The organism is Phyllobacterium sp. YR531, assembly GCF_000282595.1.
In the GTDB taxonomy this organism is placed as follows: Bacteria; Pseudomonadota; Alphaproteobacteria; order Rhizobiales; family Rhizobiaceae; genus Phyllobacterium.
This window is the reverse complement of the sequence record NZ_AKIZ01000030.1, coordinates 1-16,133: the sequence shown is the minus strand read 5'-3', so window position 1 is coordinate 16,133 and position 16,133 is coordinate 1. Positions and strand designations below refer to the sequence as shown.

The following is a 16,133-nucleotide window of genomic DNA, read 5'->3' as shown; positions in this document are numbered from 1 at the left end:
ACTAACTGTGAGCAAAGATATCTTGCTCGTCCCAGCCCATCAGATCCAGTTTGGAACGCGTAGGAAGAAATTCAAAGCAAGCAGCAGCTTCTTCAGCCCTGCTGTCACGCTCCAGACGCTGCTGAAGAATGGCTCGCAGCCGATGTAAATAGAGAACATCAGACGCAGCGTATTCCAATTGGGCTTGGCTCAACTGGGGCGCTGCCCAATCGGACGATTGCTGCTGTTTGGAAAGATTGACTTCAAGCAGTTCGCTGCAAATCTCCTTCAAACCATGGCGATCCGTATAAGTACGAACCAGACGCGAGGCGATTTTCGTACAGAATACCGGCTTCGGCATAACCTTGAAGGTGTGGAACAATACGGCAAGATCAAACCTTCCGAAGTGAAAAATCTTGGTGATGGCATCATCTCCGAGAAGCTTCACCAGGTTAGGGGCTGCAATCTGTCCCTTGTCGATCTGAATAACATCCGCGGTACCATCGCCGGGTGAAATCTGGACAACACAGAGCCGGTCGCGATGCGGATTAAGACCGAGTGTTTCTGTATCGATTGCAACGGCATCAACCTGATAATTACTCAAGTCCGGCAAATCATTCCGATGAAAACGGATCGTCATATCAATTTCCTATTATTTGGCCAAAGCGTCGAGAATGCGTGCCCAGGACCGCTGACCCTTATGGAAAGAGTTCAGCTCGTACTTCTCGTTGGGTGAATGAATACGGTCGTCTTCCAAGCCATAGCCCACAAGCAGCGATTCCATTCCGAGCATGTGCTGGAAATCGCCTACAATTGGAATAGAGCCACCCATGGCAATCAGCACGGCCGGATTTGGCCATTCATCACTCAAGGCATTTTTTGCCTTGGATAGCAGCGGTGATTCATAGGAAAGCTGGATGGCAGGCGAGCCGCCATGTTCATGAAACTCCACCGTGCAATCGGCTGGAATACGTGCCTGAACGAAGGCCCTGAATGCTTCACGGATTTTTACCGGATTCTGCTTGTGGACCAGACGGAACGAAACCTTTGCCGAAGCCTGCGCTGCAATGACGGTTTTGAAACCTTGCCCGGTATAGCCGCCGGTTATACCATTAAACTCGGCCGTGGGCCGTGCCCAGATCAGCTCCAGCACCGAACGTCCTTTTTCGCCGGATGGCACAGAAAGTCCTACGGGTCCAAGGAAGTTTTCAGGCGTAGCCCCCAGCCCCTCCCACATCTGCAATATTTGGGTCGGTGTTTCCTCCACCCCATCATAAAAACCGGGGATAGTCACAGCTCCGTTTTCATCGTGAATATCGGCAAGAACCTTCGTCAGTATACGGATCGGATTTGCTGCTGCACCACCGAACATACCCGAATGAAGATCGCGATCCGCCGCTTTGATAATAATTTCTTCGCCGACAAGCCCTCGTAATCCAACTGAAATGGCAGGGGTTTCAGGATCCCACATACCTGTATCGCATACGAGTGCAAAATCAGCCTTCAACTCGTTCTTATGCGCTTCAAGGAATGGCTTCAGCGACGGCGAGCCCGATTCTTCTTCGCCCTCAAATAGAATGGAAACCTTTATCGGCAGTTTGCCGTGTACTTCCTTGTAAGCACGACAGGCTTCGACAAAAGTCATCAATTGTCCTTTGTCGTCTGACGTTCCTCGCCCTGTGAGAATTTTGCGCCCATTACCGGCATCTTTGATTGCTGGGTCAAATGGGTCGTTTTCCCATAATTCGAGTGGATCAACCGGTTGGACATCGTAGTGTCCGTAGAAAAGCACATGTGGTGCATCTTCGCTTGGCCCGGCATGGTGTCCCACAACCATCGGATGCCCAGGCGTGTCCCGTACGCTTGCTTCAAAACCAATTGATTGGAGATCGGCAACCAGCCATTCGGCAGCTTTGCGGCATTCTGCCTTGAATGCCGGATCGGTTGAGATGGATTTGATTCGCAACAGATCGAAGAGGCGCTTCAGGCTTTCGTCGAGATTGTTATCAAGCACGTTCAACACGGGTTCTAAAGCGGACATAGCATTTCCTGAATTTGGTGGACCGGATTCGTGAAGGGAGTTCTTCTTATCGCATTTTGGCAAAAGGAGCACAAAAAAGTGCCATGCAGGTAGCCACAAAAGAAATGGCCGCCTTGGCGGGGGGACCAGAGGCGACCAGATCACTACTACACTCATTTGCAGTCAACCCTGGAGAGGGGGATGGGGTGACTGCGACACTGGTATCAGGCGGGGGACGAGCCTTAAAAACCAGAGATCGATCTAATGTCGATGAACTGGATTTGGGGGGCAAACCGTGGCAATTCAAGGGCACAGAAGATTACATCTTTGTAACAAACGCGTGAACTATACCGACTGTCAAGATGCCCACAGGAGTTGCGTGAAACAACACAACTCATCATTCCCTTTTCGCGGATGTTCATTTATTTCTGTTTGCATGAAAAAAGGTGATCATCTCTTCCTCGTCGACGGTTCCGGCTATATTTTCCGTGCATACCATGCCCTTCCTCCGCTGACGCGGAAATCGGATGGCTTGCCCGTCGGTGCAGTTTCAGGCTTTTGCAACATGCTGTGGAAGCTTTTGCGCGAGGCGCGTGATACCTCGGTGCGCGATACGCCAACACATTTTGCGGTCATTTTTGATTATTCTTCGACAACCTTCCGGAAGGAAATTTATCCGGAATACAAAGCAAACCGTTCTGCTCCGCCGGAAGACCTTATCCCGCAATTTGGCTTGATCCGGCAAGCGACGAAAGCATTCAACCTGCCTTGTATCGAGAAAGAGGGATATGAGGCCGATGACCTGATTGCCACCTATGCCCGCATGGCGGAGGCTGCAGGTGCAGAGGTGACAATCATCTCTTCCGACAAGGATCTGATGCAATTGGTGACACCACTTGTCTCCATGTACGACAGTATGAAGGATAAACAGATCGGTATCCCCGAGGTGGTCGAGAAATGGGGCGTACCGCCGGGAAAAATGATCGATCTGCAGGCAATGACGGGCGATTCTACCGACAATGTCCCTGGCATCCCCGGCATTGGACCAAAAACTGCAGCACAGTTGCTGGAGGAGTTTGGTGATCTGGATACATTGCTTTCGCGTGCCGGCGAGATCAAGCAGCAGAAAAGACGCGAAAACATCATTCAATATACCGAGCAGGCGCTGATCTCACGCCAGCTTGTTACTTTGAAAACTGATACCCCGATTGATATAGGTCTGGAAGATTTCGTACTTGAACCACAGGACGGTCCCAAGCTTGTGGCTTTCCTGAAATCCATGGAATTTAACTCCCTGACACGCAGGGCCGCAGAAGCAACTGGCGTTGATGCCAGCGCGATTGAGGCAACCAATCTGAAGATTGAAGCCGTTGCAGAGGCACATGGCCCCGATCTTGATAAAAGCGAAGCTAGCGCAAACCGTCCAGCTTCTACACCGTCGGACCAAACAGTCGTTTCAAACAAGCCCAGTTCATCCAATATTGCCGCGACTCCAGCTGATCTGGTCAAAGCACGCACCGACGAGGCACTCTCGGGCAAGATTGATCGCAGCGCGTATGTAACCATTCGCGATACTGCTTCACTGCAAATCTGGATCGACGAGGCGATGGCGTCAGGTATTGTGGCCTTCGATACGGAAACAACATCTGCTGACCCGATGCAGACCGAAATCGTTGGCTTGTCTTTGGCCACTCGGCCTGGGCGTGCCGCCTATATCCCGATAAACCACAAGTCACGTGATGGCGATTTGCTCGGTGGTGGTCTTCTTGAGCACCAGATCCCTGAAGCTGCAGTTTTCCGCCTGTTAAAACCAATGTTGGAAGATGCATCGGTTCTGAAAATTGCTCACTCCATGAAGTATGAATGGCTGGTGATGCACCGTCATGGCATCGATCTACGTCCCGTCGATGACACCATGCTTATCTCTTATGTGCTTGATGCTGGTGAAGGTCATCATAGCATGGATAGTCTTTGTGACCGCTGGCTGGGCCATAAACCGCTGGCCTACAAGGATTTGATTGGATCTGGTAAGTCTTCGCTTACATTTGACAAGGTTGAGATTGAACGTGCTACTGAATATGCAGCCGAAGACGCCGACGTCACTTTGCGTCTGTGGCGATTGCTGAAGCCACGCCTTGTTGCCGATGGTCTCGCTTCGGTTTATGAGCGCCTGGAGCGCCCTCTTATTCCTGTCCTTGCCCGGATGGAGGAACGAGGCATAAGTGTTGATCGGCAGATATTGTCGAGGCTATCAGGGGACCTCGCACAATCAGCGGCCGCGATCGAGGAAGAAATCTACAAACTTGCCGGTGAGAAAATCAACATTGGTTCCCCCAAGCAGATGGGCGATATATTGTTCGGGAAAATGGGCCTGCCCGGTGGTTCGAAGACCAAGACGGGACAATGGTCAACATCGGCACAACTCCTTGAAGATCTTGCAGCTGAGGGCCATGAACTACCGCGCAAGATTGTAGACTGGCGGCAACTTACCAAGCTGAAATCAACATATACCGATGCTTTGCCTGGCTATATTCACCCGCAAACAAAGCGCGTGCATACTTCTTATGCGATGGCTGCGACATCGACGGGGCGCCTGTCTTCGTCAGAACCAAATCTCCAAAACATTCCCGTACGTACCAGCGAAGGCCGCAAGATTCGTACCGCCTTTATTGCAGCACCGGGCAACAAACTGATATCTGCCGACTATAGCCAGATCGAACTGCGCGTGCTGGCGCATGTGGCTGAAATTCCGCAGCTCACTCAAGCCTTTGCTGACAGCATCGACATTCACGCCATGACCGCCTCAGAGATGTTTGGCGTCCCCGTCGAAGGCATGCCTTCTGAGGTGCGACGCCGTGCAAAGGCTATCAATTTCGGCATTATCTACGGCATTTCCGCTTTTGGTCTTGCGAACCAGTTATCAATCCCCCGCGAAGAGGCCAGCCAGTATATCCGTACCTATTTTGATCGTTTTCCCGGCATCAAGGACTATATGGAAGCAACCAAAGCCTTTGCCCGCCAGCACGGCTATGTCGAAACCATTTTCGGTCGCCGTGCGCACTATCCCGAAATTCGCTCATCCAATCCGCAACTGCGGGCGTTCAATGAGCGTGCAGCAATCAATGCACCTATCCAAGGCTCTGCTGCCGACATTATCCGTCGTGCCATGGTGCGCATGGACGCTGCACTTGTTGAAGCCAAGCTCTCAGCACGTATGCTGCTTCAGGTACATGACGAACTCGTTTTCGAAACAAGTGACGAGGAGGTAGATGCAACGCTACCAGTCATCCGTGAAGTAATGGAAAATGCAGCTATGCCCGCAATTTCCCTCTCTGTTCCCCTACAGGTTGATGCACGCGCAGCTTCAAACTGGGAAGCTGCGCACTAATCTATTGTATCGCGTCCAGTGCTTTGCGCTGGGCGTGCATTTCAACAAAAATGCGATAGTCGCGATCAAGCCGCTGGCGTGCTGCCGGGTCAGGCTGACAGGCTCGCCCGCCTTGTTTCATCGCAGTGCAGGCTGAGGGTAGATCGGGATACATACCGGCAGCAGTTGCCGCGACCATTGCTGTGCCGAGAAGTACTGCGTCTTCCGCTGCAGAGGTGATAACCGTGCACCCGGTTGCATCAGCATAGAGTTCCATCAGCAATGGGCTTTTGATGTGCCCACCGGTAACGTGCATCGTATCAATGGCGTAACCCTTGTCATTAAAGGCATCAAGAATGTGCCGCACGCCAAGTGATATGCCCACGGCAGTCCTCCAATACAGACGGCAGAGGCTGTCGAATGATGAATCCAGCGTCAGGCCGCTGATAACGCCCACCGCGTGGGGATCTGCGAGCGGTGACCGATTGCCGTGAAAGTCTGGCAAGACGTGCAGGCGATTTGCAAGATCGGGTTCTGCAGCGCGAAGCTCCATGATTCGTGCTGTGATTTTTCTATGCAGATCACCATTGGGCTCACCACCAGCACCATGCCAACGGATGATATGGTCGAGTAGGGCACCGGTCACGGATTGACCTCCCTCACTCAGCCAGACATCCGGAAGCGCAACACCATGATATGGCCCCCAACCGCCACGGAAAGAAATTGGCTCCTGTGACAGCGCCATCAGGCAGCTTGATGTTCCAGCTATCAATGCAAGATGGCGGTCAATTTGCGAAAGATCACCAGCAAAGCCACCAAGGACTCCAAGCGAACCAGCAAAAGCATCAATCAGACCAGCACCTACCTGGCAACTGGTTGTGAGGCCCAATGCCTTTGCTGCTTCACTGGTCAACGCGCCAAGATCGGTTGCTACAGGGCTTGCAACTTCCGGCAGGTGACCACGTTCAAGTAAGTCCTCCAGACCAATCGTTTTCAGGTAATCCGCCTGCCATCCATGCTCCTCATGGGCAAGATAAGTCCATTTGCAGGTCAATGTGCATTGCGACCGTGCCAATGAACCCGTCGCTTTCCAACTGAGGTAATCAGCAAGGTCAAAGAAGTAGCCTGCCTTTTCCCATGTCGCAGGTAGATGGCGTTTCAGCCACATCAATTTTGGCGTTTGCATTTCCGGAGACATAACGCCACCCAGGAAATCGAGAACTTTATGGCCGGTTGCCGTACATTCATCAGCCTCATCAAGCGCGCGATGATCCAGCCACACGATGGTATCCCAGCGCCGTTCGCCGGAGGTTGATACGGTAAGCTGTTCCGTTTGCTTATCACGCACGACCAATGAACATGTAGCATCAAAGCTCAATCCAACAACATCAGCGGGGCTGACTTTAGCCGCAGCAACGGCACCCTGAACGGCTATGCAAACGGATTTCCAGATATCTTCCGAATCATGTTCTGCGTGATCGCCCATCGGACGATTCATCAGGATCGGGTGTTCAACGCGGCCAAGAAGATTGCCCTTTGCATCCAGAATGCCCGCACGGGCGCTTCCTGTGCCAACATCTACAGCGCAGACAAATTGTGGCATCAACGAACTTTCAGTACGGCTTCCTGCGATGCGAGTAGGCCTGGCAATTGCAACATGTCGTTGAATATAAGGGTTGGGCCAAGAGACGCAAGCTTTGACTCAAGCCTGCCGCCACGTGAATGCGTTCCACCAGTAAATGCAAACACACGCATACCTGCGGCCTTGGCGGCCTGAATACCTGCCGGGCTATCCTCAATAACCACACAGTCAGTCGGATCTACATTCATGGTATTGGCTGCGAAAAGAAACAGGTCCGGAGCAGGTTTACCGTTCTTAACCATTGTCGCGCTGAAAATGTGGGGATCGAGCAGATCAATCAGACCCGTCAACTCTAGCGACAATCGGATGCGCTCAGGTTGACTTGAGGATGCCACGCAACGGGGAAGATGCAAACATTTTAGTGTTTCGGCAATACCGGGGATAGGTTTAAGATCCGATCCAAAGCGGCTGTAGAGGTTGTTCCGCATCTCGTCCAGGTCTGCCTCACTCGCGGCAAACCCATATTCTTCGTGCAGAACCTTGCTGATGGTTGCCATGCTTCGACCGAGAAAACGATCATAGGCTTCGTCTTCAGACATGGTAACGCCACTCTTGCCGATCATCTCCAGCAATACGGCTATCGAAATCGGCTCGCTATCGACAAGCACTCCATCGCAATCAAATATGACGAGCGAGGGATCTGGCATCACAGTCTGTCTTCGAGATAGAGCTTCAAGGTTTCGCGCGCGCCTTTTTCCCAGAGTGTCCGGAGAATACGCGAAAATGATTCGACGAAAACCGGCGTTGTTCCTACATCGCCAAAAATATCGGTCATGGCAAGAAATGCCTTCGGATCATCCTTGGCTTTCAGAGCCTCAATCTTCAAACGTTCAGCACTGGCATCCAGATAGTCCGTCGGCTTACCACTATCGGTTGTACCGGCGCAGAATCGGCACCAAAGCGCCGAAACCAGCGAGAGCCCGGTAATACTTTCCCCGGCCTTCAACCTGTCCGCAGTGGTTGGAAGGATAAATTTGGGCTGTCTGTTGGAACCGTCCTGGCAGAGCCGCTGAATGGTGTCTCCAATCTTCGGATTGGAAAAACGCCGGACGATCAAGTCGAAATATTCATCGAAAGGCATGTCCGGCACCGGTGGAAGCACGGGAATGATTTCTTCGCGTTCCAGCTTCGCCAGAAAATTACGTATCAGCGGTTCTTCCATAGCTTCGTGGACGAAGTGGATATCCATCAAAGATGCCGGATAGGCAATTGCCGCATGACCACCGTTCAGTATGCGGATTTTCATCAACTCGTAAGGTGCCACGTCTTGGACGAAAGTCACACCAACCTTTTCCAATGCCGGGCGGCCTGTCGGAAAGTGATCCTCAAGCACCCACTGTTTGAACGGCTCGCAAAATACCGGCCAGTTATCCTCAACGCCAAAATCTGTCGCCAAAAGGTTGCGTTCGCGATCTGTCGTTGCCGGTGTAATTCGATCAACCATACCATTTGGAAAAGCGACATTCTGTTTGACCCAATCTGCAAGCGCAGGATCAATCAATGCAGCAAGGCCACTGATAGCATCGCTGGTGACATGACCATTCCCTGGAATATTGTCGCATGACATGACTGTAAACGCAGGTGTGCCTTCTTTTTGCCGGCGAATAAGGCCTGCGAGGATCAAACCAAATACGGTTTTCGGTGCGTCTATATTGGCTGCGTCTGCAGCAATGGCCGGATGCTCAGGGTTAAACTTTCCAGAAGCGGGGTCGATGAAGTATCCGCCTTCAGTAATAGTCATTGAAACAATGCGGATTTTCGGGTCTGCAAGCCGAGTGATCGTGTTAGCAGCATCTCCGGGCTGGAGATAATCGATCATTGCAGATGTGACATGCGCCGCGCGATGCCCGCTATCCTGTTCCACTACCGTCGTCAGCCAGTCCTGATCTTTCAATTTCAGGCGCATCGTTTCATCAGATGGCAAAACACCAGCCCCGACCAGACCCCATTCGTGATCAGTTCCGGCATTGAAGAGTTCATCAAGATAAACAGCCTGATGAGCACGATGAAAGTTTCCAATGCCGAAATGGATGATGCCAGCTTTTAGGTCCGATTGCTTGTAGCCCGGAACACCGACATTGGCGGGCAAATCCTGCAAAGCCTTTTGCGAAAGTTTAACGGTCATCGGGATCAACCCTTCTCTTCATTCATGCAAGGAGGGCAGCAATTGCTGCATGCCTCAAACTCAACTCATCCAGTTGCCGCCATCGACATTGTAGGTCTGCGCAACAACGTAATCACTGTCGCTGGAGGCAAGGAATACCGCCATCCCCGCCAGGTCTTCTGCAGTTCCCATGCGGCCGAAAGGTACAGCTTCGCCAACAAGGCGCTTTTTCTCACCGCGCGGCCTGTTTTCATATTTTGCAAAAAGGGCATCGACCCCTTCCCAGTGCTCGCCATCCACCACGCCGGGCGCTATTGCGTTCACGTTGATGCCATGCTCGATGAGATTTAAACCTGCGGATTGGGTCAGGCTAATAACGGCAGCTTTCGTCGCGCAGTACACTGCAACAAGCGCTTCACCGCGACGTCCTGCCTGACTGGCCATATTGATGATTTTGCCGCCTTTGCCACGCTCGATCATGGTTTTCGCAACGGCCTGCAAAGTAAATAGAGTGCCCGCAAAATTCACGGCAAACAGCTTGTCGTAGCTTTCGCGGGTGATTTCGACGATGGGAGCAAGATCAAAAAGAGCGGCATTGTTTATCAGAATATCGATGCCACCAAACTTCTCGACAGCCTGCGAAACAGCGGCATCTATTGAACTCTGGCTGCTCACATCAAGCTGAACAGCATAAGCTTGGCTGCCCAGTTCGGTTGCCGTCTGCTGCGCACGTTCCAGATTGATATCAGCTATCACCACATGATCTACATCTTCGCGTATGTAGGCCTCGGCGAACGTACGACCGATGCCTCGTGCTGAACCCGTGATAAATGCGGTCTTGCCTGCAAGCCTGCTCATTTCGAATGCCTGTCTTTCCCGTATATGCCTTAGATGGCCTGACCGTTCGCATCAAAGCGATGCAAACGGTTTGGATCTGGAGTGAGATAAATTGACTGGCCATGTTCCGTCGCGAAATCACCGTCCGCGCGGACCGTTATCTTGCCAACTCCATCTGCATCGACATGAATGAAAGTGTCAGAGCCCAGATGTTCGGTAACGCCGACCGTGCCTTTCCAGGCACCTTCAGTTTTGGAAATTTGCACATGCTCCGGCCGCACACCCAACGTTGTGGCGTTGTGCTTTTCAGCTGCAGCGCCACTGACAAGGTTCATGCGCGGCGAGCCGATGAAACCCGCCACAAAAACATTCCTCGGGCTTTTATAAAGCTCGAGTGGTGAGCCTACCTGTTCAATTCTGCCGGCATTAAGCACAACGATCTTGTCAGCCATGGTCATGGCTTCCACCTGATCATGCGTAACATAGATCATTGTGGTCTTGAGTTGATGATGAAGATCGCTGATCTCCAGACGCATGTTGCCGCGCAGAGCAGCATCAAGATTGGATAGCGGCTCATCAAACAGAAACGCCTTAGGCTGGCGCACAATCGCGCGACCGATGGCAACGCGCTGGCGCTGGCCGCCCGACAGTTGGCCGGGCCTGCGATCCAGATAGCTGGTCAGGTTAAGGGTATGCGCTGCATCTTTGACTTTTTTGTCGATAGCAGACTTTTCCTGACCATCCATCTTCAACGGAAACGCTATATTCTGATAGACGCTCATATGCGGATAGAGCGCGTAAGATTGGAACACCATCGATAGCCCGCGTTTGGCTGGTGCCTCGTTCGACATATCCTTGCCATCAATGATGATACGCCCGCCCGACAAGTCTTCCAGACCCGCTATCATGCGCAACAATGTCGACTTTCCGCAGCCTGATGGCCCAACGAAAACAACGAACTCGCCGTCATTGATTTCAAGATCGATCTCAGGAATGACCGAAGTGGTGCCAAACGACTTCGAGACTTTTTCGAGTGTTATGCTTCCCATAATATTATTCCCATCTCTTTTGGCCGGGCCAAAGGTCAGAAGTTATTTGACGGCGCCAAAGGTCAAACCGCGAACGAGTTGCTTCTGGCTAAACCAGCCCATGATCAGGATCGGGGCAATAGCCATAGTCGATGCAGCCGACAGCTTTGCCCAAAACAGCCCTTCCGGACTCGAATATGAAGCAATGAAGGCGGTCAGAGGTGCAGCATTTGCGGCGGTCAGATTGAGCGTCCAGAATGCTTCGTTCCACGCAAGAATGATGTTCAGGAGCATAGTCGAAGCAATGCCCGGAACTGCCATCGGTGTCAGCACATAGATGATCTCTTTCATCAATGATGCGCCATCCATACGCGCGGCTTCAAGGATTTCACCCGGGATTTCCTTGAAGTAAGTGTAGAGCATCCAGACAATAATCGGCAGGTTGATCATGGTCAGAACTGCGACCAGACCCAGTCGAGAATCCAGCAAACCCCAATCACGGAAAATCAGATAGAGCGGAACGAGTACACCAACCGAAGGCATCATTTTTGTGGAAAGCATCCACATCAGAATGTCCTTTGTGCGCTTGGTCGGCGAAAATGCCATAGCCCATGCTGCCGGTATGGCCAGTGCCAATCCAAGCAGGGTCGAACCGACCGAAATGACAATGGAGTTCATAACGTGCTTGCCGTAATCAGAGCGGCTCTGCACTTCGTGGTAGTTTTCCAGAGTCCAATCAAAAAACAGGAACTGCGGCGGCGTTGCAACCGCAGTGCCTTCTGTCTTGAAGCTCGTCAGGAAAGTCCACAGGATCGGAAAGAAGATCAGGAACCCGATACTCCAGCCGATGATCGTGAAAATGAGCTTGCGTTGCGTCGTAACTGAGCGGGCCATGTTTCTACCTCTCCAGGTTCTTGCCGATGAGGCGAATGAGGAAGAAGGCAACGATGTTGGCAAGGATGACCGCAACGATACCGCCGGCGGACGCTCCACCCACATCAAACTGCAAAAGCGCTTGCGAATAGATCAGGTAAGCAATGTTGGTCGTCTGCAGACCTGGACCACCATTTGTTGTCACAAGAATTTCGGCGAAAACACTGAGAAGGAAGATCGTCTGGATCAAAATGACGACCGTTATCGCGCGCGACAGATGTGGCAGAACGAGATAAATGAATCGCGATAGCGGTCCGGCACCATCCATTTCAGCCGCCTCAATCTGCTCCCCGTCCAGCGACTGCAGCGCTGTGAGCAATATAAGCGTGGCAAATGGCAACCATTGCCAGGCGACAATCAGGATAATGGAAAACAGCGGGACTTGGGCGAACCAGTCAACCGGTGCAAATCCAAACGTTCGCGCTATCCATGCAAATAACCCGTTGACCGGGTGCATCAGCATGTTTTTCCACACAAGTGCGGAAACGGTGGGCATGACAAAAAACGGCGCAATAACCAGAAGGCGGACAATACCCTGCCCCCAGAATGGCTGGTCGAGAACAATCGCCAAAAGGATTCCGCCGATAACGGTGATCAACAGCGTCCCGCCAACAAGCAGCAGCGTATTGCCAAGGGCAGTGAAGAACGCCGGATCAGTCAGGAAGTACCGATAATTGAGAAATCCAACATATTCCTCTGTTCCCGGCATCAGGAGATTGTAGCGCAGGAATGAGAAGTACAGCGTCATGACAAGCGGCACGATCATCCACAAAAACAAGAGGATGACGGCGGGCGACATCATGATACGGGCAGTTGCGCGTGTCTGAAGCGTAGCCATGGTCAGGATCCAATACAGCGATTATTGAAAAAGGAGGCCCGGGCGGCTTCTGGCATTCGCGCCAGAAACCGCCCGGAGCCAGGAGGATTCTATTTGATGTAACCGCCCTTTGTCATTTCGCGGGTGGTCAGTGCCTGTGCGCTCTGCAAGGCCTGATCTACGGTTACAGAACCAGCCAGTGCTGCAGAAAACTGCTGACCGACTGCCGTACCAAGACCCTGAAACTCGGGAATGGCAACGAACTGGCCACCCGTGTAAGGCACAGGCTTGATTGTCGGCTTGCTGGTATTGGCAGCAGTCATCGCATCCAGCGTAATCTTGGCGAAAGGCGCAGCCTTCTGATATTCCGGATTTGCGTAAAGCGAAGTGCGTGTGCCCGGAGGAACGTTCGCCCAGCCTTCCTTGCTCGCTACGAGTTCCGTGTAAGCTTTGTCTGTTGCCCAAGAAACGAACTTCTGTGCAGCTTCTGCTTTCTGTGTGCCAGCAGGAATGCCGAGGTTCCATGCCCATAGCCAGTTGCCGTGGTTTTCCACACCGCCTGTCGGGAACAGTGCATAGCCAACCTTGTCAGCAACCTTCGACTCTTTCGGGTTGGTCACGAAGGAAGCCGCGACCGTAGCATCAATCCAGATACCGCACTTGCCGGTCTGGAACAGAGCGAGGTTTTCGTTAAACCCGTTTGACGAAGCACCGGCAGGACCAGCTTCCTTCATCAGGTCAACGTAAAATGTCAGCGCCTTCTTCCATTCTGGCTGGTCGAACTGCGGTGCCCACTTTTCATCAAACCAGCGTGCGCCGAAAGAGTTGGCTGTTGCTGTCAACAGCGCCATGTTTTCGCCCCAACCGGCCTTGCCACGCAGGCAGATGCCGTAAGTCTCTGTGGACTTGTCCGTCATCTTCTTCGCAGCTTCAGCAATCTGGTCCCAGGTTGGCTTTTCCGGAATGGTCACACCAGCCTTTTCAGCCAAATCCTTGCGATACATCACCATTGCGCTTTCGCCGTAGAATGGCGAAGCATAAAGCTTGCCATCAACCGAAACGGCATCGCTGATCGAAGGCAGGAGATCAGCCTTGTCATAATCTGCACCCAGACCGTCGAGCGGCAGGAGCCAGCCCTGCTTGGCCCAGATCGGCACTTCATAGGTGCCAATGGTCATCACGTCATACTGGCCGCCTTTGGTGGCAATATCGGTTGTGACGCGCTGGCGCAGGACGTTTTCTTCGAGCGTTACCCATTCCAGCTTGATGTCCGGATTCTTCTTGGTGAAATCATCGGTCAGTTTCTGCATGCGAACCATGTCGCCATTGTTGACCGTTGCAATGGTCAAAGTCTCAGCATGGGCAAAGCTGACCATTGCCGCGACGGAAACCGCGCCGAGCAGAAGCGTTCTCTTAAACATTTCATTCCTCCCGAATGTTATGAGCAATTGCTTGTAGTGTGGGCAAATACTCACACATGGGCGAAATGAGTCAAGTGCAATTCGTCGCTGCAGTGCACAATCGGAGGTAAATCAGCCCGCCAGAAGAGCTTCGGCTGTGCGCTCGTCGGTAATCAAACCGTTGATAAGATTGCCCTTGAGCGCGGCCGCAATGCCCGGCATCTTCTTTTCACCCTTGGCGATGGCAATGACCATTGCAGTCTCACGCGAAGGGATAAGCGCACTTGCGACGCGCTCATTGGTCAAACCTTCTATGGCTACACCATTGCGATCAAAGGCGTGGCCGACAATTTCACACACGGCGCCAGCCTGCCGCAGAGCCAGCAACTCCGCCTTGGATATAAAACCGTCGACATAAAGCGGCGCATCATCTTCCAGATCACCAATGCCGATAAAGGCCACATCAGCCTTGGCCGAAAGGTCCAGCACGGAGCGAATCATCGGCTGGCTGTGCAGGAGTTCGCGCTCTTCCGGCGAAGAGGCAATGACCGGCAGCGGCATCGGGAAACTGCGCGCCTTGATCTTTTCCGCAATATTAAAAATGACGTTGTAAAAGGCAGCCGAGCCGTCCGGTGCGATATTCCCCGTCAGCGACACCACCTTGTGCTGCGGGCAATCAATGGGCGAGAGAATCTCGATTGCTGCTTTCAGCGTGCGCCCGGTGCCTATCCCGACAACAACCGGCGTTTCGGTCTTGAGCCAACGGGTCATTTCCGCCGCCGCCGCATCGGCAACGCCAAGCGTGGTTGAATTGGAACCCGGATCAGTCGGCACCACTTCCGCCATTTTCAGGCCAAAACGCGCGGTCAACCGCGCTGCCAGATCGAGACAATTGGCAATTGGGTGATCCAGCCGGACTTTTACCAGCCCCTCCGACACCGCCAGTGAAACCATGCGCTGCGCCGACTGGCGTGATACTCCAAGCTTTGCCGCAATTTCATCCTGCGTGTTACCGGCAACATAATAGAGCCAGCCAGCGCGCGCCGCATCATCAAGTTTAGTTGTGGTAACCTCTGGCTTACTCATTTGCCTGCCTCATCTCGGGATGCTGGAACTCCCGTTATGCGTGGTTCGACAAGCTCACCATGAGGAATGATGGCAGTCTCCCTCTCATCTTTGGCAGGCTCTTCCTCCCTCATCCTGAGCTTGTCGAAGGACGCACCGCTCGCCTTATGCCCGTCGGAATGTCCGAGATCGCGCTCCGGCCAGACAATATCGCGCACTCTCTGTTTCAGCACCTTGGCTTCGGGAAACCCGCCATCGCGCTTGCGCTCCCAAATGAGATCGTCATTGACATGGATTTCAAAAATGCCGCCAGTGCCGGGGATAAGCGCCACTTCACCCAGATCAGCGCCAAAGGTGGAAAGCAGTTCCTGCCCCATCCAGGCGGCGCGCAGCATCCAGCTGCATTGGGTGCAATAAGTAATGGAAATGCGAGGTTTCGTTGTCATGTCTCCTCTACTACCATTTTCTCGCTGGGATGTAAGGTGCCGTCCGGCGCAACGACCGGGTTGTGACCGGATATCAGAATTGCCAGCATCTCACGCACGCCTGCTCGCGCCCGCTCAGCCATTTCAATAGTTCCGCATAGCGGGAAAAGCGGGACATCATAATTGTCGACCGAGTTGCGCGCGCGCCATCCCGTGCAGCATTGCTTGCGACGGCATACGGCCTTGTTGCAAGTCTTGTGATAACCGTACGCTGTTGCCATGCCCTGAAACAACGCCAGCATAACCACATGGCGCCGGTGAGTCCGCTTGTTCATTTCCCACTGGGCCTCGTACTGCTCATCCGTCTGCACCGGATGCCTTGGCCAACGTTTAATCGGCAATTCCGGCAGCGGGTCGGGTATGAATTTGCAAAATGGAATGAGTTCGTTCGGCCATGATTGTTTGCGCATGCTAATTTTCTCCGAGGTTTATCGTTGCCACGCCCGCTTTTGCGTC

Annotated in this window: 13 protein-coding genes and 1 pseudogene; 1 reads left to right on the top strand and 13 read right to left on the bottom strand. The window is 52.8% G+C overall.

Annotated features, from left to right (window positions below; all coding sequences use genetic code 11):
- Window position 1: 1 nt before the first annotated feature.
- Both PMI41_RS17245 and PMI41_RS17240 read right to left on the bottom strand, forming a co-directional pair.
- Window positions 2-619, bottom strand: coding sequence for a ribonuclease D (locus PMI41_RS17245; protein ID WP_008126979.1), 618 nt, complete (start codon window positions 617-619; stop codon window positions 2-4).
- 12 nt (window positions 620-631) lie between these two features.
- Entirely contained in the window at window positions 632-2,020 is a 1,389-nt protein-coding gene (locus PMI41_RS17240) for a M20/M25/M40 family metallo-hydrolase (protein WP_008126978.1), read from the bottom strand.
- Between the two features lie 415 nt (window positions 2,021-2,435).
- On the opposite strand from PMI41_RS17240, the gene polA reads away from it, so the two are divergent.
- On the top strand, window positions 2,436-5,387 hold the full coding sequence (gene polA / locus PMI41_RS17230) for a DNA polymerase I (RefSeq protein WP_040855670.1): 2,952 nt from the start codon (window positions 2,436-2,438) through the stop codon (window positions 5,385-5,387).
- A 1-nt stretch (window position 5,388) separates the two neighbouring features.
- On the opposite strand, the gene PMI41_RS17225 is transcribed toward polA, so the two are convergent.
- The 11 genes and pseudogenes from PMI41_RS17225 to PMI41_RS17175 all read right to left on the bottom strand — a co-directional run bounded on the left by PMI41_RS17225 (window position 5,389) and on the right by PMI41_RS17175 (window position 16,087).
- The gene (locus PMI41_RS17225; protein WP_162130130.1) at window positions 5,389-6,972 is read right to left on the bottom strand and encodes an FGGY-family carbohydrate kinase; all 1,584 of its coding nucleotides are present in this window, start codon (window positions 6,970-6,972) and stop codon (window positions 5,389-5,391) included.
- Window positions 6,969-7,655 carry an HAD family hydrolase gene (locus PMI41_RS17220; RefSeq protein ID WP_008126974.1) on the bottom strand — a complete coding sequence of 229 codons (687 nt, stop codon included), beginning with the start codon at window positions 7,653-7,655 and terminating at the stop codon, window positions 6,969-6,971. The genes PMI41_RS17225 and PMI41_RS17220 overlap by 4 nt, the downstream gene beginning before the upstream one ends.
- Window positions 7,655-9,133 carry a mannitol dehydrogenase family protein gene (locus tag PMI41_RS17215; RefSeq protein ID WP_008126973.1) on the bottom strand — a complete coding sequence of 493 codons (1,479 nt, stop codon included), beginning with the start codon at window positions 9,131-9,133 and terminating at the stop codon, window positions 7,655-7,657. The genes PMI41_RS17220 and PMI41_RS17215 overlap by 1 nt, the downstream gene beginning before the upstream one ends.
- Before the next feature lie 60 nt (window positions 9,134-9,193).
- On the bottom strand, window positions 9,194-9,970 hold the full coding sequence (locus tag PMI41_RS17210) for an L-iditol 2-dehydrogenase (protein ID WP_008126970.1): 777 nt from the start codon (window positions 9,968-9,970) through the stop codon (window positions 9,194-9,196).
- 29 nt (window positions 9,971-9,999) lie between these two features.
- Window positions 10,000-10,998 (bottom strand): ABC transporter ATP-binding protein, encoded by a 999-nt coding sequence (locus tag PMI41_RS17205; protein ID WP_008126968.1) that lies wholly within the window; start codon window positions 10,996-10,998, stop codon window positions 10,000-10,002.
- A 42-nt stretch (window positions 10,999-11,040) separates the two neighbouring features.
- Window positions 11,041-11,871, bottom strand: a complete 831-nt coding sequence (locus PMI41_RS17200; RefSeq protein ID WP_008126966.1) for a carbohydrate ABC transporter permease — start codon at window positions 11,869-11,871, stop codon at window positions 11,041-11,043.
- A 4-nt stretch (window positions 11,872-11,875) separates the two neighbouring features.
- Entirely contained in the window at window positions 11,876-12,748 is an 873-nt protein-coding gene (locus tag PMI41_RS17195) for a sugar ABC transporter permease (protein WP_008126963.1), read from the bottom strand.
- An 89-nt stretch (window positions 12,749-12,837) separates the two neighbouring features.
- Window positions 12,838-14,103, bottom strand: coding sequence for a sugar ABC transporter substrate-binding protein (locus PMI41_RS17190; protein WP_244423970.1), 1,266 nt, complete (start codon window positions 14,101-14,103; stop codon window positions 12,838-12,840).
- 156 nt (window positions 14,104-14,259) lie between these two features.
- Window positions 14,260-15,213, bottom strand: a complete 954-nt coding sequence (locus tag PMI41_RS17185; protein WP_008126960.1) for a sugar-binding transcriptional regulator — start codon at window positions 15,211-15,213, stop codon at window positions 14,260-14,262.
- Window positions 15,214-15,350: 137 nt separating this feature from the next.
- Window positions 15,351-15,638: pseudogene (locus tag PMI41_RS17180) on the bottom strand (SelT/SelW/SelH family protein); the annotation flags it as partial.
- Window positions 15,635-16,087, bottom strand: coding sequence for a hypothetical protein (locus tag PMI41_RS17175; RefSeq protein WP_008126958.1), 453 nt, complete (start codon window positions 16,085-16,087; stop codon window positions 15,635-15,637). The pseudogene PMI41_RS17180 and the gene PMI41_RS17175, both read right to left, overlap by 4 nt.
- Between the last annotated feature and the right edge of the window lie 46 nt (window positions 16,088-16,133).